Below are 19,215 nucleotides of genomic sequence, written 5' to 3' on the forward strand. Positions count from 1 at the left end.
AAGCGCGCCGATGTCAAGCCAAGTGGCGATAAGCACTGGCAATCTTGCCTTTGACCAGGTGCAGATCGCAATGATGGAGCGCCCCGGCGAAAGCCCCTCCATCGCCGAAAAACCGGTGCAATGGGCAACTTGCGTTTCCGAGCGACTTATACTATAGGCCACCGGTCCGCGTAGACACCCTTGGAGGCAACGCGGATGAGGATGGGAAAACCCGCCTCCGGTTCGACGGAACAAGGCTTTTGCCTGCCGCCGAACTCTCCAAATAACCTCGAAAGGAAAAGCCATGAGCCAGGAAACTTACGAGCTCAAGGCCGAGGCGCGCGAACGGGTTGGTAAGGGGTCCGCCCGTGAACTTCGCCGCAACGGTTTGATTCCCGCTGTCATCTATGGTGACAAGCAGGCCCCCATTGCCATCGCTATCAACACCAATGAGGTGACGAAGCGTATTCACGCCGGTGGCTTCATGACCACCGTAGCGACCATCGAAGTCGACGGCAAGAAGTACAAGGTTCTGCCGAAGGACTACCAGCTCGATCCGGTCCGCGACTTCACGCTGCATGTCGATTTCCTTCGCGTCTCCGGCAACACCCAGGTGACCGTCGAAATCCCGGTTCACTTCATCAATGAAGCAAAGTCTCCGGGCCTCAAGGTCGGCGGCGTTCTGAACATCGTCCGCCACGAAGTTGAAGTTCACTGCCCGGCCGATGCGATCCCGGAATTCTTCAACATCGATCTCAGCGGCAAGAAGATCGGCGACAGCATCCATATTTCGGAAGTCACCCTTCCGAAGGGCGTCAGCCCGGTCATCGACCGCGACTTCACGATCGCGACCATCGTCGCTCCGGCTGGCGGCGTCGACGAGAGCGGCGCGGAAGCTGAAGGCGAAGCCGAAGCCTGATCGCTTCGACCAATTGAAAGCATATGGCCCGCCTTACCGGTGAACTGGCTCCCGAACGTCCTACTTTCGAGAGCCGAGTCACGGGGAAGGCGGGCTTTTCATTGCCTGCCAAGCCTCGGTTTCAGCAACATTTAACATATTCGTGAAAGCATGGGCCGTCAGCTGTGAAGAAGCCGGCCCGAACGCGCGACAGCAAATAAGCCGGCCTGGGGGAGTAGACGGAACCATGAACAATTCCGTTGAGAACAGGTTTTTTGGGATTGTTTGCGGAGCGCTGCTTGTTTTTGTCGCTCCGCTTTTTGTTCTCTTCCTTTTTCTTTCCTCGGAACGAGCCGATAAAGAAATACGCGACCATATCTCTGTTCTTCTTGTCGCCAATGCTCAGGCGCTGGCAAAACCGCTCTGGGACCTCGATGAGGAAAGCGTCACCCAGATCAGCGCGACGGTCGTTTCCCAAGGCGCCATCGTTAAGGTCGAGGTGCGTGATCAGTCAGGCCAGCTCGACGTCAGCCAATCCACCATTCCGCGCTCCTTTGACGGCAAGCTCGTGCAGGTGTCGCGCGCCATCATCTACAACACCGTCGACGGTCCGAAGAACCTCGGCAGCATCAGCGTCTATTATCCCGCCCTCGGACTGTTCTCCGGTCTGAAGCAGGAAGAGGTCGTCTTCATTTCGATCTTCATCTTCGCGGTTCTGACCGTTTTCGGCACCGCGCTGATCGGCAACCGATTTTTCGTCATCCAGCCGCTGATGCGTCTGACGGCGGCAATCGAGGCCACCCGGCAGCTCGGCTCGCGCCATCACGTCGACTGGCAGTCGAACGACGAGATGGGACGGCTTGCCCGCAGCTTCAACGAGATGCAAACCAAGCTCGAAAGCGAGGAGAAGGAGCTGAAGCTCGCCCATCGCCGCGCCACCGATATCTACAATCTGACGCCCGCCATGCTCTTCTCGCTCGATGAGGAAGATCGCATCACCGCCGTCAGCGACTATTGGCTGCTTGCCACCGGTTATAGCCGTGCCGACATCATCGGCCGCAATTTCGCAGATCTGGTCACGTCAAGCAGCCGCGACAAGTTCGTCAAGCGTCGTCAGGCCGAAAACGGCATGACGGTCACCGTCAAGTTCGTCTGCCTGGACGGCCGCACCATGGACGTCCTCATCATGGAATCGGAAGCGGCCACCGGCGCTCACGATCGCCTCTCGCTGTCCGTCATGACGGATGTGACCGAGCTCAAGGCTTCGGAGGATCGCAATCATCGCCAGGCAATCACCGACCATCTGACCGGCCTCCTCAACCGCCAGGGCTTCGAGGCGGTGCTCGATAACAAGATCGCTGCCGCAGACGCCGCCGGCCAGGAGCTCGCCTGCCTCTTCGTCGATCTCGACCGCTTCAAGTGGATCAACGACAATATGGGGCACGCTGCCGGCGACACGGCGCTGATCGAGCTCGTCGAGCGCCTGAAAACCCATCTTGCCCCCTCCGACGAGGCGGCCCGTCTCGGCGGCGACGAGTTCGCCATCCTGCTGCCGGCGAAGGACGCCGAAACACGCGCAAAAGCGATGTGCGAGCAGATCGCCTCAATCTTCGAAACGCCATTTGCCCCGGACATGCATCTGAGCGCGTCCATCGGCATCGCCATCTACCCACATCACGCCGCGACCGCGGCCGAGCTGCTGCAGAAATCAGACATGGCGATGTACGCCAAGAAACGCGACGGCAAGAACGGCGCACAGCTCTTCGACAAAGCCATGCTCGACCGCGCCCGCAGCCGCGCCGAAATCGAGGCCAATATCGAAGCCGGCCTCGTCGACAATTGGTTCGAAGCCTTCCTGCAGCCGATCGTCAATCTGAACGGCCGCGGCATTGCCGGTTTCGAGGCGCTGATGCGCCTCAACCATCCGCAGAGGGGTCTGATGCCGCCGGCCGAAATTATCAGCGTCGCCGAGGAGACGGGCAAGATCGTCCGCGTCGGCAACGTCATCATGGAAAAGGCGATTTCCAACCTCGCGAAAATCTCTCGTATATCGGGGATGCAGGATACCTACCTGGCCATCAACTTCTCGCCACTCCAGTTCGAGCCGGCACTGCCGGCCCGTCTCGCCGCGATCGTCGGTCGCCACGACATCCGCCCCGAGCGCATCGTGGTCGAGATCACGGAAGCCGTGCTGATGCACGACAACCCGCAGATTCGCATGATCGTCACCGAGCTCCGTCGCTTCGGCTGCCGCATTGCGCTCGACGATTTCGGCACCGGCTACTCGTCGCTTAGCTACCTCAACCGTTTCCCTGTCGATATCATCAAGATCGACCAGTCCTTCACCCGCGCGAGCAACGACGGCGACGACGAGGTGCGCCAGAAGAGCCGCATGCTGATCGAAGGCATCACCACCCTGTCCCACAAGATGAACTGCACCGTCATCGCCGAGGGCATCGAGACGGAAGAGGAATGCCGCACGCTTCACCAGATGGGTCTGGACTATGGCCAGGGCTATCTCTTCCATCGTCCGCAGCACGCAGCCGCACTCATCGAGGAATTGATGGCTCCGCAGTCGGCCGTCGCGCGCGCCTCGTAAATGAAGAACGAAGGAGACGACACGATGAAAAACCTCCTGCTTCTCGCATGTCTGGCGCTGCCATGCGCGGCCCACGCACAGACGGTTGCTTTCACCACCGAGGATTACGCCCCGTTCAACTATCGCGAAGGCAAAGAGATCAAGGGCGCGACGGTCGAGCAGGTCGAAAAGGTGATGGCCGCGATCGGCGTCGACTATACGATCGAAGTCATGCCTTGGGCGCGTGCTTTCAGCCTTGCCCGCACCGCGCCGATGACATGTGTTTTCGCCACCGCCCACAACAGCGCGCGTGACCCATTGTTCAAATGGGTCGAGCCGCTGCTCATCGACCGAAACATCCTGATCACCCGTAAGGGTTCGGGCATCACCGCCAGCAATCTCGAAGAGGCAAAAAAATATACGATCGGCACCCAGCGCGAGGACTACACCGAGACGATCCTGAAGGAGAAGGGTTTCACCAAGCTGGACGTCACCAGTGACTTCAACGCCACGCTGCGCAAGCTGCTCAGCGGTCGCATCGACATGATGCCGATCTCCGAACTCTATTTCGAAAAGCTGAAGGCCGATCAGCCGGTGGAGATCGTAACCGTGCTCTCCTCCCAGCCAATGGGTATCGCCTGCGAAAAGAGCTTTCCCGACGATCTGCACGCCAAGATGCAGGCTGCCCTCGACAAGCTGATCGCCGATGGCGACCAGAAGCAGATCTTCCTGAAATATGGCATGAACCTCTCGGAATGATGCCGCCGCCGGGCTCGCGTTTCCGCTTGACTTTACTGTCGTTTCCGGATGGTGAACGTCGGGAAACGCATAAGCGAGGATGACAGGCCATGCTGATCATTGCAGGTCTCGGCAATCCCGGCAGCAAATACGCCGGTAACCGTCACAACATCGGCTTCATGGCTGTTGACGCCATTCATCGGCGCCACAGCTTTTCCCCCTGGTCAAAGAAGTTCAAGGCCGAGATCGCCGAGGGCGAACTCGGCGGCGAAAAGGTGCTGCTGATCAAGCCGCAGACCTACATGAACCTTTCCGGCGAAGCCGTCGGCGAGGCGATGCGTTTTTACAAGCTCCAGCCCGCCGACCTTGTCGCGATCTATGACGAGCTCGACCTTCCCGCGGGCAAGGCGCGGCTGAAGACCGGCGGCGGCCATGGCGGCCATAACGGCATCAAATCGTTGGACGCCCATTGCGGCAAGGAATACCGGCGACTGCGCCTCGGCATCGGCCATCCCGGCGTCAAGGAAATGGTGCAGAACCATGTGCTCGGCGACTTCGCCAAAGCCGACAAGGTGTGGCTGGAGCCGCTTCTCGATACGCTGGCCGACAATGCCGATATGCTGGTGCGAAAGGAGGATTCACAGCTGATGAACAAGATCGCGCTGGCGCTCGGCGGCAAGGCCGACGAGGAAAAGCCGCGGAAGGAAAGCAAGGACAGCGAGAAGAAGCCGGCGGGCCAGTCGCATATCCGCCAGGCCCGCAACAACAACCAGTCAAGGCTGCCGGTCAGCGGCCCGATGGCCGACATGCTGAAGAAGATGTTCGGCAACAAGGGGGAATGACGCCGGTGCCGGACCAGGATTTTACCATCCGCAGTGCCGCTCCCGGCGATCTCAAAGGGCTGGCCGTCCTCTACCGGCATCTGAATCCGACCGATCCCATCCTCGACGGGACCATGGCCGAGGAGCGCTTTTCCGCCATTCTCGCCCAGCCCGGCATGACCGTATTCATCGGCTTTGCCGGCCCTCACGCCGCCGCCACCGTCACACTGGTCGTCGTGCCGAACTTGACGCGCGGCGGCGCCTCCTATGCGCTGATCGAAAACGTCGTCACCCACGCCGAGCACCGCCGGCACGGCTATGCCGGCGCCGTCATCGGCCATGCGGTGAATGAGGCCTGGAAGGCCGGCTGCTATAAGGTGATGTTGCTCACCAGCTCGAAGAACCCGGCGACGCTGCGCTTCTACGAAAATTGCGGCTTCCTGCAGGACAAGACCGGCTATCAGATCCGCCGGCTGTGAGCTGAAGGGCTATTCCTCTGGCTCGGTGGTGAACATCAGCGGGAAACCCATCTCCTTGGCAAGGTCGATACCCTCCTTGGCCTTGGTCTCGGCAATGTCCTTGGCGCAGACCACGACCACGCAGGAGCCGAGCTTGTGCGCCGTCATCATCACCCGATAGCCGGTCTCCTCGCTCATGCGGAAGACGACTTTCAGGATCACGATGACGAATTCGCGCGGTGTGTAATCGTCGTTGACGAGAATGACCTTGTAGAGCTTCGGCTTGTCCAGCTTCGGCTTCACCTTGGTCTTCGGTTTCAGGGCAACGTCACTGTCACTCATCGGAAAATCCACCCGTTGATGACATGGTCAGGGTTCTTCAGAACAACTAATCATTGTCGATGACGAATTTTCGACGGTGCGCCGTGGCTGCCCCACCTTGAAGCAGGAAATTCGCCGAGTTGAAGCCGGATGTCATTGCGGCCGGCAACAGCGATCGTGCAGTTGACGAAATCCGCAATGCATCGAAACCGCGATCGCCCTCGAAAATAGGCCGGCGCCGTTCCTTGGGCAAGTGAGCAACGTTAAAAGCTCGCTAAGACTTGACCATATTGCTCCTTTATCCCATAGGCACCAGCAAGAAATTCAAGAACAGCAGGTTTTAGCCATGGGCTTCAAATGCGGCATCGTCGGTCTGCCGAACGTCGGCAAATCGACCCTCTTCAACGCGCTCACCAAGACGGCGGCCGCACAGGCGGCGAACTACCCCTTCTGCACCATCGAGCCGAACACCGGCGAAGTCGCGGTGCCCGATCCGCGCATGCGCAAGCTCGCCGACATCGCCAAGTCCAAGGAACTGATCCCGACCCGCATCTCCTTTGTCGACATTGCGGGCCTCGTCCGCGGCGCCTCGAAGGGCGAAGGCCTTGGCAATCAGTTCCTCGCCAATATCCGCGAAGTCGACGCCATCGTGCACGTGCTGCGTTGCTTCGAAGACAGCGACATCACCCATGTCGAGGGCCGTATCAATCCGGTCGCCGATGCCGAGACGATCGAGACCGAGCTGATGCTCGCCGATCTCGAAAGCCTGGAGCGCCGCACCGAGCAGACGCGCAAGCGCGCCACCGGCAAGGACAAGGAATCGATGGCGATGCTACCGATCATGGAAGCCTCGCTGAAGCTGCTCAACGAGGGCAAGCCGGTGCGCACGCTGCTGTCGAAGCTCGATGCCGAGGAGATCGCCACCCTCAAGGGCCTCAACCTCCTCACCTCGCATCCGGTGCTCTATGTCTGCAACGTCGCCGAAGGCGATGCCTCAACCGGCAACGAATTCACCGCCGCCGTCGCCGCCATGGCGAAGGAGCAGGGTGCCGAAACCGTCATCATCTCGGCGGCGATCGAAGCTGAGGTCGCCCAGCTTGCCGAAGAGGAAGCCAAGGAATTCCTCTCTGCCCTAGGCCTTGACGAGGCGGGCCTCGACCGGCTGATCCGCGCCGGCTATAAGCTGCTCGATCTCATCACCTATTTCACCGTCGGTCCGAAGGAAACGCGCGCCTGGACGATCGAGCGCGGCACCAAGGCGCCGCAGGCCGCCGGCGTCATCCACTCGGATTTCGAACGCGGCTTCATCCGCGCCAACACCATCGCCTACGACGATTACATCAAGTACAACGGCGAAGTTGGCGCCAAGGATGCAGGCAAGGCGCGAGACGAAGGCAAGGAATACGTCGTCCAGGACGGCGACGTGATCCACTTCCGTTTCAACACCTGATCAAATCGCTGCCGCCTTAACCGGGCGGCAGCCTGTTTGCGATTGCCGGCGGTAGTGCCCTGAGCACCAGCCGCCGAAGCGGCATCCAGCCTGTTCCGATAATGAGCACGATCGCGCCGACGACGATCAGCGTCGTGAAGATGTAGGTGTCGACAGTCGCATTTCCCTTTCGAACCACGCTGAAGATCGCAACGCCGAGGGACAGCAGCCCCGACGTGACGAAGGCGCGACGATCGATGACGAGGCCGATCAGCATCAGCGCCGCCACGGTGGCGACGACCACAGGAGTCCGGGCCGACATGTTCGCCAGGTCGAAGATATGGCCGGCTTCCCCGAACGACAGCAGGGAGACGGTGCTGTAGAGCAGCGCCGGCGCCGCACCGAGATGCAGCCAGAAAGCGATATCCGAACGCGTCGTCCGCCGCAGCCGGTCGCCGAGATCGAAATAAAGCGCCGTCGTGAACAGGCCGAGCGCACAGACGAAAGCGACCGCGGCCAGCACGCCAAGATGATCGACGAAAAACGCGGGATTGCCGCTTAGCCATTGCACCAGGCGCAAAAGCAGCGTGAGCACCAAGGCAAGCGTCGACATGATCGTGAGCGCCAGCGACAACGGCACGCGATAGCGGGCATAATAGACGCAGAGCAGAATCGGAAAGCCGGCGACGAACTGCGTCAGATCCGCCCCAACTTCGGAGGTCCACGGTGTGAAGACGCGAGACATCAGCAAAAATGTCCAGCAGAACAGCGCGATTGTCAGGCTGACAGCCGGCAAGGCGAGCCGCTGGCGGCGCACCAGGATTTCCGAAAGCACGATGATAGCGACCGGCACGGCGTAAAGCGGCGCCAGGCCCCAGAGGCCGACGAGCGCGACGATAACACCGATGGTGATCAGCACGTCGTGAAAGCCGCGCACGAAGCGTGGCGTCTCGGTGTCCGACCAGGCCCGCTCTTCGGCTGCGACTGCCTTCTGCGTCTCAACAACAGTCACGCCACGCTCGGTCAGAAACGGCAGCAGCCGCCCGCCCGCTTCCGACGAAATCAGCCCCTGGCGCGCCGCCTCGTCAAGTATCGACCTCAGTTCCGTCATACCGGTTTGTCTCCCGGGAATCATTGAGCCCGCGCGGATGCTATTGTAAGCACTAGAGCATGATGCCGAAAAGTGTAAGCGGTTTTCGGACGACATCATGCTCTAACTCTTTAATGTAGAACAGGATTCAGATTGGACCGACCGGCCTAAAAACATCCTGTTCTAGGCGCTTGATATGGCGGAGGAGAGAATGCCGGCAGAAAAGCTGTCTTTCGAGGATTTTGAACTCGGCCGCCGTTTCGCCCTTGGCCCGAAACTGGTGCTCACCGAAGAAATCATCGAGTTCGCCAGCGAATTCGACCCGCAGCCAATGCATCTCGACGAAGCCGCCGGCCGCGCCAGCATCCTCGGCGGGCTTGCCGCCTCCGGCTGGCATACCTCTGCAATGCTCATGCGCATGATGGCAGACAGCTACGTGCTGAACGCGCTTTGCGAGGGTGCGCCGGGCATCGATCTGATGGAATGGCGAAAACCGGTGCTGGCAGGCGATACGCTGCAGGGCCATTCGACCGTTCTCGAAGCCCGGCCAATGCGCTCGCGCCCCGGCATGGGCATCGTCAAATTCCGCCACGCGGTGGAAAACCAGCATGGAGAACTCGTCTGCCTCTCGGAGAATTCCGTGATGATCCGCATGCGCCCCACTCCGGAGGAGGCCAACGCGAGGTCGGAGCCGTCAGCATGAGAATGTCCGAGCTTTACGCCGTCGGTCAGAAAGCCGAGATCGGCAGCTACACCTTCACCGAGGAAAACATCATCCGCTTCGCAATCCGCCACGACCCGCAGCGTTTTCACGTCGATAAGGAAGCCGCGAAAGACACGCTCTTCGGCGGGCTTTGCGCCTCGGGCTGGCACACCACGGCCGCCTGGATGCGGACCTTCCTCGCCTTCTGGGAAAGGCAGCGCGTCGCACTCGCCGAGCAGGGCCTGACGGCGCCGAACCTCGGCCCCTCACCCGGCTTTCAGAAACTGCAATGGCTGCGGCCGGTCTTCGCGGGCGACGTCGTGACCTATTCCGTCGCCCTGCTCTCCAGCCGACCGCTCGCATCGCGGCCGGGCTGGCACCTTAACACCATCCTCTGCGAGGGCGTCAATCACAACGGCGATCCCGTCATGCGCTTCGAAAGCAGTGTCCTGGAATTCGACTGACGCCGTCGCAATGCAGGCTCAATGCCCGGAGAATTCGACCAGCGTGTGGACGACGACGCCGAGCTCTTCCAGCTTCCTGCGGCCGCCAAGGTCGGGCAGATCGATGACGAAGCAGGCACCGACCACCTCCGCGCCGATCTGGCGCAGAAGCTGCGTCGCGCCCACGGCCGTGCCGCCGGTGGCGATGAGATCATCGACCAGGATCACCTTCTCGCCGGGCTGGACCGCATCGCGATGCATCTCCATTTCGTCGACGCCATATTCCAGGCTGTAGGCAATGCGCACGGTGTCGTGCGGCAACTTGCCCTTCTTGCGGATCGGCACGAAGCCCGAGGAAAGCTGGTGCGCCACCGCACCGCCGAGGATGAAGCCGCGCGCCTCCATGCCGGCGATCTTGTCGACCTTCGTGCCGGCATAGGGTTGCACCAGCTCGTCGACCGCCCGGCGGAAAGCACGGGGGTTGCCGAGCAGCGTGGTGATGTCGCGGAAGATGATACCGGGATTGGGATAGTCGGGGATGGAGCGAATGCTGGCTGCGAGCTCCGAAATTGTATTGCCCATGGAACGTCCGTATCTGCGAGCACATAAAACCGGCCGCACCCTATCAATTGCCGAGGGTGGAACCAACAAAAAAGGCGGCTCGCAAGCCGCCTTTCGAATTCAGGCACAGAACGCTTAATGTTCCTTGTTGGCGTAAACCGAGCGCTTCGTCAGGTAGATCAGCACGGTAAAGATCGCCAGGAACACCATCACCATGAAGCCGGTGCGCTTGCGCTCCTCGAGATGCGGTTCGGCGGCCCACATCAGGAAGGCGGAAACGTCCTTGGCATATTGGTCGACGGTTGCCGGCGCGCCGTCGTCATAAGTTACCTGGCCGTCGGAAAGCGGTTTCGGCATAGCGAGAACGGCGGCAGCATGGAAATACGGGTTATAATGTGCGCCCTGCGCCACCTGGAAGCCGGCGGGCGGCTCTTCATAGCCGGTCAGCAGCGAGTAGATGTAGTCCGGGCCGCTTTCCTGATACTGCGTAAAGATGTCGAAGACGAATTGCGGGAAGCCGCGCTCGACTTCACGGGCCTTGGCGATCAGCGAAAAATCGGGCGGAGCCGCACCGTTGTTGGACGCAGCCGCGGCTTCAGCATTAGCGAAGGGCGATGGGAAATGATCCGAAGGGACTGCCTTGCGGGTGAACATTTCGCCGGCTGAGTCCGGCCCGTCCTGAACTTCGTAATTGGCAGCGAATGCCTTCACCTGTGCCTCGGAATAACCGAGTTCGTCGAGCGTGCGGAAAGGCACGAGGCTCATCGAATGGCAGGCAGAACAGACTTCCGTGTAGACCTTGAGGCCGCGCTGGAGCTGAGCCTTATCGTAGTGGCCGAAGGGGCCGGCAAAGCTCCATTCCTGCTCCTTTGGCTCCTTTAGCGGATAGTGCGGCGTCGCTCCTTCCTCGTGATGCGCGGGAGCTGCACCATTCGTGGGCGTCGCTTCCTCGGCGAAAGCGGCGCTGCCAAGGAGAGCGGCGACGGCAAGCGGCAGAATGCTTGCAACAAGCGTTTTCATAGTTCTATTCCCTTCCGTCGCTCGCTTACGCATTGGCCGCCGCGGTGGCGCCAGTGGTCTTGTTGCGCTTTTCCAGCACCGCTTCAGTGATCGAGTTCGGGATGCGGCGCGGCGTTTCCACCAGACCCAGAACTGGCATCGCGACCAGGAAGAAGGCGAAGTAGAGAAGCGTGCAGATCTGCGACACGATGACGTAGCTGCCTTCCGCCGGCTGCGAACCGAGCCAGCCGAGGATGATCGCGTTGAGCACGAACAGCCAGAAGAACAGCTTGTACCAGGGACGATAGACCGCCGAGCGGACCTTCGAGGTGTCAAGCCACGGCAGGAAGAAGAGCACGATGATCGCGCCGAACATCACGAGCACGCCGCCAAGCTTGGAGTCGATCGGGCCGATGTTGAAGGTGATCGAACGCAGCATCGCGTAGAACGGCAGGAAGTACCATTCGGGAACGATGTGGGCAGGCGTCTTCAACGGATCGGCCGGGATGTAGTTATCGGCGTGACCGAGGAAGTTCGGCAGGTAGAAGACGAAATAGGCATAAACGAGCAGGAAGACGGAGACGCCGAGGGCGTCCTTCATCGTCGCATAGGGCGTAAAACGCACCGTGTCGGTCTTCGTCTTGACCTCGACGCCGGTCGGGTTCGTCTGGCCTGTGACGTGCAGCGCCCAGATATGCAGGACGACGACGCCGGCGATCATGAAAGGCAGCAGGTAATGCAGCGAGAAGAAGCGGTTCAGCGTCGGCTGATCGACGGCAAAGCCGCCGAGCAGGAACTGCTGCACCCATTCGCCGACCAGAGGGAAGGCCGAGAAGAAGCCGGTGATGACGGTCGCGCCCCAGAAAGACATCTGCCCCCAGGGCAGGACGTAGCCCATGAAGCCCGTCGCCATCATCAGCAGGTAGATGACCACGCCGAGGATCCAGAGGATTTCGCGCGGCGCCTTGTAGGAGCCATAATAGAGGCCCCGGGCAATGTGCAGGTAGACGGCGACGAAGAAGAAGGAGGCGCCGTTGGCATGCAGGTAGCGCAGCAGCCAGCCGTGGTTGACGTCGCGCATGATCTTTTCAACGGAGTTGAAAGCGATTGTCGTGTCGGCGGCATAGTGCATGGCGAGCACGACACCCGTCAGGATCTGCACGATCAGCATGACGGAAAGCATCGCGCCGAAGGTATAGGCATAGTTCAGGTTTCTGGGAACCGGATATGCCACGAAGCTGTCATAGACCATGCGCGGCAGCGGCAGGCGCGCATCGACCCATTTTTCGAAGCCGGTTGATGGTTCGTAGCTGGAATGGCCACTCATAAATCAGTCTCCCCTCAACCGATCTTGATTTTGGTATCGGACACAAATGAAAAGGTCGGAATCGCCAGGTTCTGCGGCGCAGGGCCTTTGCGAATGCGGCCGGCCGTGTCGTAGACTGAGCCATGGCAGGGACAGAACCAACCATTGTACTCACCGGCCTGACCGAGCGGAACGCAACCGAGATGGGTGCAGGTGCCGATCATGACGATCCAGTTTTCCTTGTCCTTGCCGCCCGAACGGTCAACACCGGTCGCCTGCGCTTCAGGCGGAAGGTTGGCATTGCGCGCGATCGGATCCTTGAGATCCGCCAGCGGAACATCGGCTGCCGCCTTCACTTCCTCCGGTGTGCGGTTGCGGATAAAGATCGGCTTGCCGCGCCACTTGACCGTCAGTGACATGCCGGGCTCGAGGCTCGCGACATCGACTTCGATGGAGGCCAGCGCCAGCGTCGATGCATCCGGACGCATCTGGTCGATAAACGGCCATGCGACAGCAACAGCGCCGACAGCGCCCGCCATACCAGTGGTGAGATAAAGGAAATCACGGCGAGTGGGCTCTGCTGAAGCCTCGCTTGTCGTTACGTGTTCGCTCACGGCTTAACCATCCTCTGCGCAATTATCGCGGAATTCCGCCCCGCCCCCTCTGCTGGCGAATCGATCTGGACACATTTCGGCCATAGATTCCCCGGCAATCCGGCGCGTTCTAAGCTTGATCGCAAATTATGTCCAGCCTTGACTAGGGGACGAGGGCACAATGTCGCGGGAAATTTCAGATGAATTTTTTACGGCAAACACCCGCTTGCCCTTATGTTGCATTGCAACAAAAAAGCAGCCGTGTTAGGCGCAACCGCAACGATGCCAGCCAGCCGGACCCGAGCGGATGAGAGACACGATCTTTTGCGTAATGAGCGTTCTCACAACCCTCGTCCTCGCCATTATCTCGCTGCGCTATGTCAAAGATTTCTATCTGCTTTCTCTTTTTTACAGCTTTCAGATCCATCTGGCGGCTGCCGCAGCAGTGGCCTCCGGCATAGCCCTCCTCTTCAAGCGGCATTGGTACGCGCTGCTGACACTCGGCGCGTCGATGGTTCTCGTCGTCCACGGCATCGTGATGACGCGTGAATTCGCCGAGCCTGCGGTAGACGAGAGCCGCCCTGCTCTCTTCAAGCTGATGTCCTTTAATATAGAGAACGACAATTTCGCAAACGGCGCTGATATCGCCGACATGGCGATCGGCTCGGGGGCCGACGTCGTCAACATCCTCGAAGCCGAACCGGTACTCTCCGAATTGCCACGACTGCTGAAGACCTACCCCTATTACGTCGGCTGCGGCGTCGGCATGGAGCAATGCGATACGCTCGTCCTGTCGAAGCGCCCGCTGATCGAACCTCGCATCCGCAACCTCGGCCTGCTGTGGCGCAACCGCCTGACGATCTCGACGATCGATTTCGACGGCCAGAAGATCAACTTCCTCGCCGCGCACCTGACCAAACCCTATTACGACGAATTCCATGGGCTGGAAGTCGAAGATCTCGCCGAGATTATCCCTTCGCTGCCGGGACCGCTCGTGCTTGCCGGTGATTTCAATACGTCGATTCTGGCGCCGGATGTGCAGTATCTCATGCGCAGCCAGGGCTTGGGCACAGCATCGCTGGAGCCTGCGACATGGCCGATCGCCGCCGGCCCCTTCGGCATTTCGATCGATCACGTCTTCAGCAAAGCGCCGCTGCGGCTGAAATCGGTCCGCCGCATCGAGAACAGTTTCGGATCAAACCATTTTGGCCTCATGGCGGAATTCGTCCTCGATCCTTGAGCCTGCATCCTCGTCGGACGCGAGAAAACCGCCGGATTGGCGTGCCCAGAGTTCGGCATAGAGCCCGCCGCGGCGAAGCAGCTCGTCGTGGCTGCCCTCCTCGATGATCCGGCCATGGTCGACGACGATCAGCCGGTCGAGCGCGGCGATCGTCGACAGCCGGTGGGCGATCGCGAGCACTGTCTTGCCCTCCATGATCCGATGGAGATTGGACTGGATCGCTTCCTCCACTTCCGAATCGAGCGCCGACGTCGCTTCGTCGAGAACCAGGATCGGCGCGTCCTTCAGCATGACTCGCGCGATGGCGATGCGCTGCCGCTGCCCGCCCGACAGTTTGACGCCGCGTTCGCCGACATGCGCATCGAAACCTCTACGTCCCTGCTGATCCTGCAGGCGGGCAATGAAGTCGATGGCTTCGGCGCGTCGGGCCGCTTCGACCAGCCGCTCCTCGCCGGCATCCGGCCGTCCGAAGAGTATATTGTCGCGCACGGAACGATGAAGCAGCGACGTATCCTGGCTGACGACGCCGATCTGCATCCTGAGCGATTCCTGGGTCACCGCCGATATATCCTGGCCGTCGACCAGAATGCGGCCGTCCTGGATGTCATAGAGACGCAGCAGCAGGTTCATCAGCGTTGATTTGCCGGCGCCCGAACGCCCGACGACCCCGACCTTCTCGCCGGGGCGGATGGTCAAGGAGAAATTCTCGACGACGGGCTGCTGACCCTTGCCGTAGCGGAAGGAGACATTGTCGAAGCGAATGCCGGGATGGCGGATCACCAGGCTCATCGCATCGGGCCGATCGACGAGTCCGAGCGGCTGGGAAATCAGTTCCGCGGAATTCTGGATGGTGCCGAGATTGCGCATGATGCCGTTGAACTGCGTCATCAGCCTGCCGAGCAGGAAATTCAGCCGGAGCACCAGCGCCAGCGAAAATGCCACCGCGCCGGAACTGATCAAGCCGCGCAGCCAGAGATCGACGCTCAAGCAGGCCATCGTTACGATCATCAGGCCGGAGAGCAGGGCCATGGAGGCCCGCACGCCGGTGATGAACCGCGTGAAGCGCAGCACCGTGTCCTGATAGATATCGAAACCCTGGCGCATGTAGCGATCGCTCTCTTCATCGCGTGCGAACAGCTTCAGCGTCTGCATATTGCTATAGGAGTCGACCATCCGGCCGTTCAGCATCGATCCGGCCTCCGCCGTTTCGCGGGAATGATGGCGGATCCGCGGGACGAAGTGGCGGGCAAGCAGGCTGAAGGCGCCAAGCCAGAACAGCACGACGGCGGCGAGTGTAAAGTCCAGCCGGGCGACGAGCACGAGCGTCGTTACCGCATAAATTCCGACAAACCAGACGCTTTCCATCAGCGACGTGACGAGATCGCCGGTTGCCTGCCCGGCAGACCAGACCTTGGTGACGATACGCCCGGAGAAATCGCTCTGAAAGAACGACAATGATTGCCTTGAGACGTGGAGATAAGATTGCCAACGTGCTAGATTGTAGAAGCCCGGCGTGATCACCTGCTGATCGACGAGGGCAATCATGAAGGCGACGACGAAGCGCACGAGCCCGATGAGAGCGAGCATGCCGAACAGCTCGCCGCCATGCGCCGCGAGAAGACCGCTCCAGCCGACGCCGGGCTTAATGCTGGCGAGAATATCGACGAGGCGTCCGACGAACCAGAAGAGTGCGGCCTCGATGGCCGCTGACGTCCCGCCGAGAATGAGCATGGCGATGAACGGCATCTTCGCCTGGCCGATGTAAAACCAGATGAAACCGAGCGTAGCACGCGGCGGCTGCAAGTTGTCGCGCGGGCGGAACGGATCGATCCAGGTTTCGAACAGGCGGAAGACGGGTCGCAGGAACATGGAAGCGATATAGGCGGATTGAGGGGAGCGGCAAAGGGAATGGAAAGCGGACGCAACCTAATATTTTGGTAATAAACGATAACATCGGCGGCATTGCCATTGATTGCCTCCGAACCCGTCACAATCTGACGATAGGATCGCGCTTCACCGGAGAGAAGGTCATGGAAACGAAAATGCTCGATGCGCATATTCCGCTTCCGCTTGCGGAAAGGTTGGATGCCCTGGCTCTCGACTTGGCGCTGCCGCGCGACGAGATCGTCATCGAGGCTATCGCCGCCTGGCTCGACAGCGAGGAACGCCGCCGCATCGTGGCGCTGCGCACCCTTGCAGCTGCCAACACCATCGTCGTCGTCGAACATGACCGCGTGATCGACTGGGCCGACAGCCTTTGAGCAGGCAAACGGCGCCCGTTCCCATTGGCAAGTAAATCAATTTAACAATTGAAAAGGCCCTCCCCGCTTGCGCCGGGAGGGCTTCTCTCATTCCGCAGCCTCTTCCGCCTGCTCGGCGTGATCGGAGAGGAAGCCGCCGGACTGACGGTTCCAGAGGTCGGCGTAGATGCCGCCGCCTCCGATCAGGTCCGCGTGCGAACCGGCCTCGATGATCCGGCCCTTGTCGAGCACGATCAACCGGTCCATCTCCGTCAGCGTCGAAAGCCGGTGGGCGATCGCGATCACCGTCTTGCCTTCCATCAGGGCGAAGAGGTTTTCCTGAATCGCCGCTTCGACTTCCGAATCAAGCGCCGAGGTCGCCTCGTCGAGCACCAGGATCGGCGCATCCTTCAGGAAGACACGAGCGATGGCGATCCGCTGCCGCTGGCCGCCGGAGAGCTTGACGCCGCGTTCGCCGACCTGCGCGTCGAGCCCCTGGCGGCCCTGCATATCTACAAGCCCTTCGATGAATTCCCAGGCATTGGCCCGCTTTGCGGCTTCGATCACCTCCGCGTCGCTCGCCTCCGGCCGGCCATAGGCGATGTTGTCGCGGATCGAGCGATGCAGCAGCGACGTATCCTGCGTCACCACGCCGATCAGCGAACGCAGGCTCTCCTGCGAGACGCCTGATATATCCTGCCCGTCGATGGTGATGCGCCCGGCCTCCAGGTCGTAGAAGCGCAGCAGCAGGTTCATCAGCGTCGTCTTGCCGGCGCCGGAACGACCGACCAGACCGACTTTCTCGCCTGCCTTGATGTCGAGCGACAGATTGTCGATGACACCCTTGCCCTTGCCATAGTGGAAGCGGATGCGATCGTAATGGATCGCCCCCTTCTTCGCCGTCATGTCAGGCGCATTCGGCTTGTCGGTGATGTCGTGCTGCTTGCTCATCATCTCCATGCCGTCGTAAACTGTGCCGATATTCTCGAACAGCGCCGAGACTTCCCACATGATCCATTGCGACATGCCGTTGACACGCATGGCAAGACCGATGGCGATGGCGATCGCGCCGACCGAGATCGCCCCGTTCAGCCAAAACCAGATCGACAGGCCTGAGACGACGAAGAGCGCGACGCAGTTGTTCAGGTAGACGCTGATATGGAATAGTGTCACCTTTCGCATCTGTTTGTGCACGGTCTGCAGGAACTCGTCCATGCCCTGTTTGGCATAGATCTCCTCACGTCCCGCATGCGAGAACAGCTTGACGGTTGCGATGTTCGTGTAGCTGTCGACTACGCGCCCCGTCATCATAGAGCGCGCATCCGCCTGCTGGGCAGCGATCTTGCGAAGCCGCGGCACGAAGTACGACACGATGCTGACATAGATGGTGAGCCAGACGAGGATCGGGATCATCAGCCGCCAGTCGGCCGCGGCAATCACGATGATCATCGTCAAAAAATAGCTGACGACATAGACGAAGACATCGAGGATCTTCATCACCGTTTCGCGCACGGCAAGCGAGGTCTGCATCACCTTGGTCGCAACGCGCCCGGCAAATTCATTGGCGAAGAACGTCATGCTGTGGCGCAGCAGGAAGCGGTGCATCTGCCAGCGCGCCATCATCGGATAGTTGCCGAGCAGCATCTGGTGCATGATGAGGGAATCGAGCCCGGCCGCCAGCGGCAAGCCGACCAGCACCAGCGCCGCCATCCAGAACAGCTTGTGGCCTTCCGTCTGCAGGAAGGTGCCGCGATCGGCGTTGGTCAGCCAGTCGACGATATCGCCGAGAAACTGGAAGAGCGCCACCTCGCCGATCGCGATCGAAGCCGTCAGTACGGCCATCAGAGCGAGCCAGGGCGCTGCCGGCTTGCTGTAATGCCAGCAGAAAGCAAAGAGACCTTTCGGGGGCGCGACGGGCTCCTCGCTCGGAAAGGGGTTGAGTCGCTGTTCGAACCAGCCAAACATGAAATTGCTCCGAAACATCAGCGTTCCGGCTCCTGGCTTCGCGCCATCTCGGCGCCATGCAAGCACATATGGGAACCGGACGTTCAAGGGGCGAGGCTGAATCAGCCGCGCAAAGGATCAAAAGGGAAGTTTTAGAAAGAAGCCCGCTCTAGCGGCGCCATGTCGCCTTGATCGGCATTACGGCGGGAAAGCGCATAATAAGCAAAATATTCATGTGGCCCTCCCTGCTGGCGTTCGAAGATGTGCATGCATAACGCGAAAACTGCGAAATTTCCAGCCCCGAACTGACGCGAACAGAACGTTTCTGGGCCAAACTGCGCCCTGTTGCGCTGAAATCACAGTTGTATTAGGCCTCCCGCTTCGAAACCAACGGGCGGCGCCTGAATGACGAACCTCAGATTGGCACTCTACCAGCCGGACATCCCCGGCAATACCGGCACGATCCTGCGCCTTGCCGCCTGCCTCGGCTTCGCCGTCGACCTGATCGAGCCCGCCGGCTTCGATGTCTCCGACCGCAATCTGAAACGATCGGGCATGGATTATATCGCCGCCGCCGCGCTGACCCGCCATATCAACTGGCACCGCTTCGAGGCATGGCGCACCACGTCAGGCCGCCGTCTGATCCTTGCCTCGACCAAGGCGGCCGACCGCTACATCGATTTCGCCTTCCGTCCGGACGATGTCCTGCTTTTCGGGCGCGAAAGCGCCGGCCTGCCGGATCACGTGCACGAGAGAGCCGACGCCCGCATCCTCATCCCGATGGTCGAAGGCCAGCGGTCGATCAATGTCGCAGTCTCAGCAGCCATGATCGTCGGCGAGGCGATGCGCCAAACCGTCTGGGCTTGATTGGGGC

The 19,215-nt window shown here is 60.5% G+C and carries 19 protein-coding genes; 11 read left to right on the forward strand and 8 right to left on the reverse strand.

The features are described from left to right. Positions 1-283: 283 nt before the first annotated feature. The 5 genes from B5E41_RS06270 to B5E41_RS06290 all read left to right on the forward strand — a co-directional run bounded on the left by B5E41_RS06270 (position 284) and on the right by B5E41_RS06290 (position 5,493). The gene (locus B5E41_RS06270; RefSeq protein ID WP_085860135.1) at positions 284-898 is read left to right on the forward strand and encodes a 50S ribosomal protein L25/general stress protein Ctc; all 615 of its coding nucleotides are present in this window, start codon (positions 284-286) and stop codon (positions 896-898) included. A gap of 226 nt (positions 899-1,124) precedes the next feature. Beyond that, entirely contained in the window at positions 1,125-3,476 is a 2,352-nt protein-coding gene (locus B5E41_RS06275; protein WP_088391911.1) for an EAL domain-containing protein, read from the forward strand. Positions 3,477-3,500: 24 nt separating this feature from the next. Further along, positions 3,501-4,214 carry a substrate-binding periplasmic protein gene (locus B5E41_RS06280; protein WP_088392027.1) on the forward strand — a complete coding sequence of 238 codons (714 nt, stop codon included), beginning with the start codon at positions 3,501-3,503 and terminating at the stop codon, positions 4,212-4,214. Between the two features lie 89 nt (positions 4,215-4,303). Further along, complete coding sequence (gene pth, locus B5E41_RS06285) at positions 4,304-5,035, forward strand: aminoacyl-tRNA hydrolase (protein WP_088391913.1); 732 nt, start codon at positions 4,304-4,306, stop codon at positions 5,033-5,035. Next, on the forward strand, positions 5,032-5,493 hold the full coding sequence (locus tag B5E41_RS06290) for a GNAT family N-acetyltransferase (RefSeq protein WP_088391915.1): 462 nt from the start codon (positions 5,032-5,034) through the stop codon (positions 5,491-5,493). The genes pth and B5E41_RS06290 overlap by 4 nt, the downstream gene beginning before the upstream one ends. 9 nt (positions 5,494-5,502) lie before the next feature. Here B5E41_RS06290 and clpS read toward each other — a convergent pair whose 3' ends face one another. Then, positions 5,503-5,814, reverse strand: a complete 312-nt coding sequence (gene clpS, locus B5E41_RS06295; RefSeq protein WP_088391917.1) for an ATP-dependent Clp protease adapter ClpS — start codon at positions 5,812-5,814, stop codon at positions 5,503-5,505. Positions 5,815-6,139: 325 nt separating this feature from the next. Here clpS and ychF point away from each other — a divergent pair, with 325 nt between their 5' ends. Beyond that, positions 6,140-7,243, forward strand: coding sequence for a redox-regulated ATPase YchF (gene ychF / locus B5E41_RS06300; protein WP_088391919.1), 1,104 nt, complete (start codon positions 6,140-6,142; stop codon positions 7,241-7,243). Between the two features lie 16 nt (positions 7,244-7,259). Here ychF and B5E41_RS06305 read toward each other — a convergent pair whose 3' ends face one another. After that, positions 7,260-8,333: a hypothetical protein gene (locus tag B5E41_RS06305; RefSeq protein ID WP_088391921.1), complete on the reverse strand. Its 1,074-nt coding sequence runs from the start codon at positions 8,331-8,333 to the stop codon at positions 7,260-7,262. 190 nt (positions 8,334-8,523) lie between these two features. On the opposite strand from B5E41_RS06305, the gene B5E41_RS06310 reads away from it, so the two are divergent. Further along, on the forward strand, positions 8,524-9,015 hold the full coding sequence (locus tag B5E41_RS06310; protein ID WP_088391923.1) for a MaoC family dehydratase: 492 nt from the start codon (positions 8,524-8,526) through the stop codon (positions 9,013-9,015). After that, on the forward strand, positions 9,012-9,479 hold the full coding sequence (locus B5E41_RS06315; RefSeq protein WP_088391925.1) for a MaoC family dehydratase: 468 nt from the start codon (positions 9,012-9,014) through the stop codon (positions 9,477-9,479). The genes B5E41_RS06310 and B5E41_RS06315 overlap by 4 nt, the downstream gene beginning before the upstream one ends. Before the next feature lie 18 nt (positions 9,480-9,497). On the opposite strand, the gene B5E41_RS06320 is transcribed toward B5E41_RS06315, so the two are convergent. From B5E41_RS06320 to petA, 4 genes are all read right to left on the reverse strand, one after another. Beyond that, positions 9,498-10,040: an adenine phosphoribosyltransferase gene (locus tag B5E41_RS06320; RefSeq protein ID WP_020921912.1), complete on the reverse strand. Its 543-nt coding sequence runs from the start codon at positions 10,038-10,040 to the stop codon at positions 9,498-9,500. A gap of 114 nt (positions 10,041-10,154) precedes the next feature. After that, on the reverse strand, positions 10,155-11,039 hold the full coding sequence (locus B5E41_RS06325; RefSeq protein ID WP_088391927.1) for a cytochrome c1: 885 nt from the start codon (positions 11,037-11,039) through the stop codon (positions 10,155-10,157). 25 nt (positions 11,040-11,064) lie between these two features. Then, on the reverse strand, positions 11,065-12,345 hold the full coding sequence (locus tag B5E41_RS06330; protein ID WP_064804088.1) for a cytochrome b: 1,281 nt from the start codon (positions 12,343-12,345) through the stop codon (positions 11,065-11,067). Between the two features lie 14 nt (positions 12,346-12,359). Beyond that, positions 12,360-12,938 (reverse strand): ubiquinol-cytochrome c reductase iron-sulfur subunit, encoded by a 579-nt coding sequence (petA, locus tag B5E41_RS06335; RefSeq protein ID WP_011426278.1) that lies wholly within the window; start codon positions 12,936-12,938, stop codon positions 12,360-12,362. A 286-nt stretch (positions 12,939-13,224) separates the two neighbouring features. Here petA and B5E41_RS06340 point away from each other — a divergent pair, with 286 nt between their 5' ends. Beyond that, complete coding sequence (locus tag B5E41_RS06340; protein ID WP_088391929.1) at positions 13,225-14,157, forward strand: endonuclease/exonuclease/phosphatase family protein; 933 nt, start codon at positions 13,225-13,227, stop codon at positions 14,155-14,157. Here B5E41_RS06340 and B5E41_RS06345 read toward each other — a convergent pair. Continuing rightward, positions 14,113-16,026 (reverse strand): ABC transporter ATP-binding protein, encoded by a 1,914-nt coding sequence (locus B5E41_RS06345; protein ID WP_088391931.1) that lies wholly within the window; start codon positions 16,024-16,026, stop codon positions 14,113-14,115. The genes B5E41_RS06340 and B5E41_RS06345 overlap by 45 nt on opposite strands. Before the next feature lie 161 nt (positions 16,027-16,187). Between B5E41_RS06345 and B5E41_RS06350 the strand changes: the two genes are divergently transcribed. Continuing rightward, entirely contained in the window at positions 16,188-16,418 is a 231-nt protein-coding gene (locus tag B5E41_RS06350; protein WP_064804094.1) for a hypothetical protein, read from the forward strand. 87 nt (positions 16,419-16,505) lie between these two features. Here B5E41_RS06350 and B5E41_RS06355 read toward each other — a convergent pair whose 3' ends face one another. After that, complete coding sequence (locus B5E41_RS06355) at positions 16,506-18,362, reverse strand: ABC transporter ATP-binding protein (protein WP_088391933.1); 1,857 nt, start codon at positions 18,360-18,362, stop codon at positions 16,506-16,508. 384 nt (positions 18,363-18,746) lie between these two features. Between B5E41_RS06355 and B5E41_RS06360 the strand changes: the two genes are divergently transcribed. After that, positions 18,747-19,208: a tRNA (cytidine(34)-2'-O)-methyltransferase gene (locus B5E41_RS06360; protein WP_088391935.1), complete on the forward strand. Its 462-nt coding sequence runs from the start codon at positions 18,747-18,749 to the stop codon at positions 19,206-19,208. The last annotated feature ends 7 nt before the right edge of the window (positions 19,209-19,215 follow it).

This window comes from Rhizobium esperanzae (assembly GCF_002204185.1).
Classification (GTDB): domain Bacteria; phylum Pseudomonadota; class Alphaproteobacteria; order Rhizobiales; family Rhizobiaceae; genus Rhizobium; species Rhizobium esperanzae.

Bases quoted from the DNA above. Each gene is read 5' to 3' on its own strand.
- B5E41_RS06310 (WP_088391923.1), top strand. From the start codon at position 8,524: ATGCCGGCAGAAAAGCTGTCTTTCGAGGATTTTGAACTCGGCCGCCGT.
- B5E41_RS06345 (WP_088391931.1), bottom strand. From the start codon at position 16,026: ATGTTCCTGCGACCCGTCTTCCGCCTGTTCGAAACCTGGATCGATCCG.
- pth (WP_088391913.1), top strand. From the start codon at position 4,304: ATGCTGATCATTGCAGGTCTCGGCAATCCCGGCAGCAAATACGCCGGT.
- B5E41_RS06330 (WP_064804088.1), bottom strand. From the start codon at position 12,345: ATGAGTGGCCATTCCAGCTACGAACCATCAACCGGCTTCGAAAAATGG.
- ychF (WP_088391919.1), top strand. From the start codon at position 6,140: ATGGGCTTCAAATGCGGCATCGTCGGTCTGCCGAACGTCGGCAAATCG.
- B5E41_RS06270 (WP_085860135.1), top strand. From the start codon at position 284: ATGAGCCAGGAAACTTACGAGCTCAAGGCCGAGGCGCGCGAACGGGTT.
- B5E41_RS06340 (WP_088391929.1), top strand. From the start codon at position 13,225: ATGAGAGACACGATCTTTTGCGTAATGAGCGTTCTCACAACCCTCGTC.
- B5E41_RS06315 (WP_088391925.1), top strand. From the start codon at position 9,012: ATGAGAATGTCCGAGCTTTACGCCGTCGGTCAGAAAGCCGAGATCGGC.
- B5E41_RS06350 (WP_064804094.1), top strand. From the start codon at position 16,188: ATGGAAACGAAAATGCTCGATGCGCATATTCCGCTTCCGCTTGCGGAA.
- B5E41_RS06280 (WP_088392027.1), top strand. From the start codon at position 3,501: ATGAAAAACCTCCTGCTTCTCGCATGTCTGGCGCTGCCATGCGCGGCC.
- B5E41_RS06320 (WP_020921912.1), bottom strand. From the start codon at position 10,040: ATGGGCAATACAATTTCGGAGCTCGCAGCCAGCATTCGCTCCATCCCC.
- B5E41_RS06290 (WP_088391915.1), top strand. From the start codon at position 5,032: ATGACGCCGGTGCCGGACCAGGATTTTACCATCCGCAGTGCCGCTCCC.
- B5E41_RS06360 (WP_088391935.1), top strand. From the start codon at position 18,747: ATGACGAACCTCAGATTGGCACTCTACCAGCCGGACATCCCCGGCAAT.
- B5E41_RS06325 (WP_088391927.1), bottom strand. From the start codon at position 11,039: ATGAAAACGCTTGTTGCAAGCATTCTGCCGCTTGCCGTCGCCGCTCTC.
- clpS (WP_088391917.1), bottom strand. From the start codon at position 5,814: ATGAGTGACAGTGACGTTGCCCTGAAACCGAAGACCAAGGTGAAGCCG.
- B5E41_RS06275 (WP_088391911.1), top strand. From the start codon at position 1,125: ATGAACAATTCCGTTGAGAACAGGTTTTTTGGGATTGTTTGCGGAGCG.
- B5E41_RS06305 (WP_088391921.1), bottom strand. From the start codon at position 8,333: ATGACGGAACTGAGGTCGATACTTGACGAGGCGGCGCGCCAGGGGCTG.
- B5E41_RS06355 (WP_088391933.1), bottom strand. From the start codon at position 18,362: ATGTTTGGCTGGTTCGAACAGCGACTCAACCCCTTTCCGAGCGAGGAG.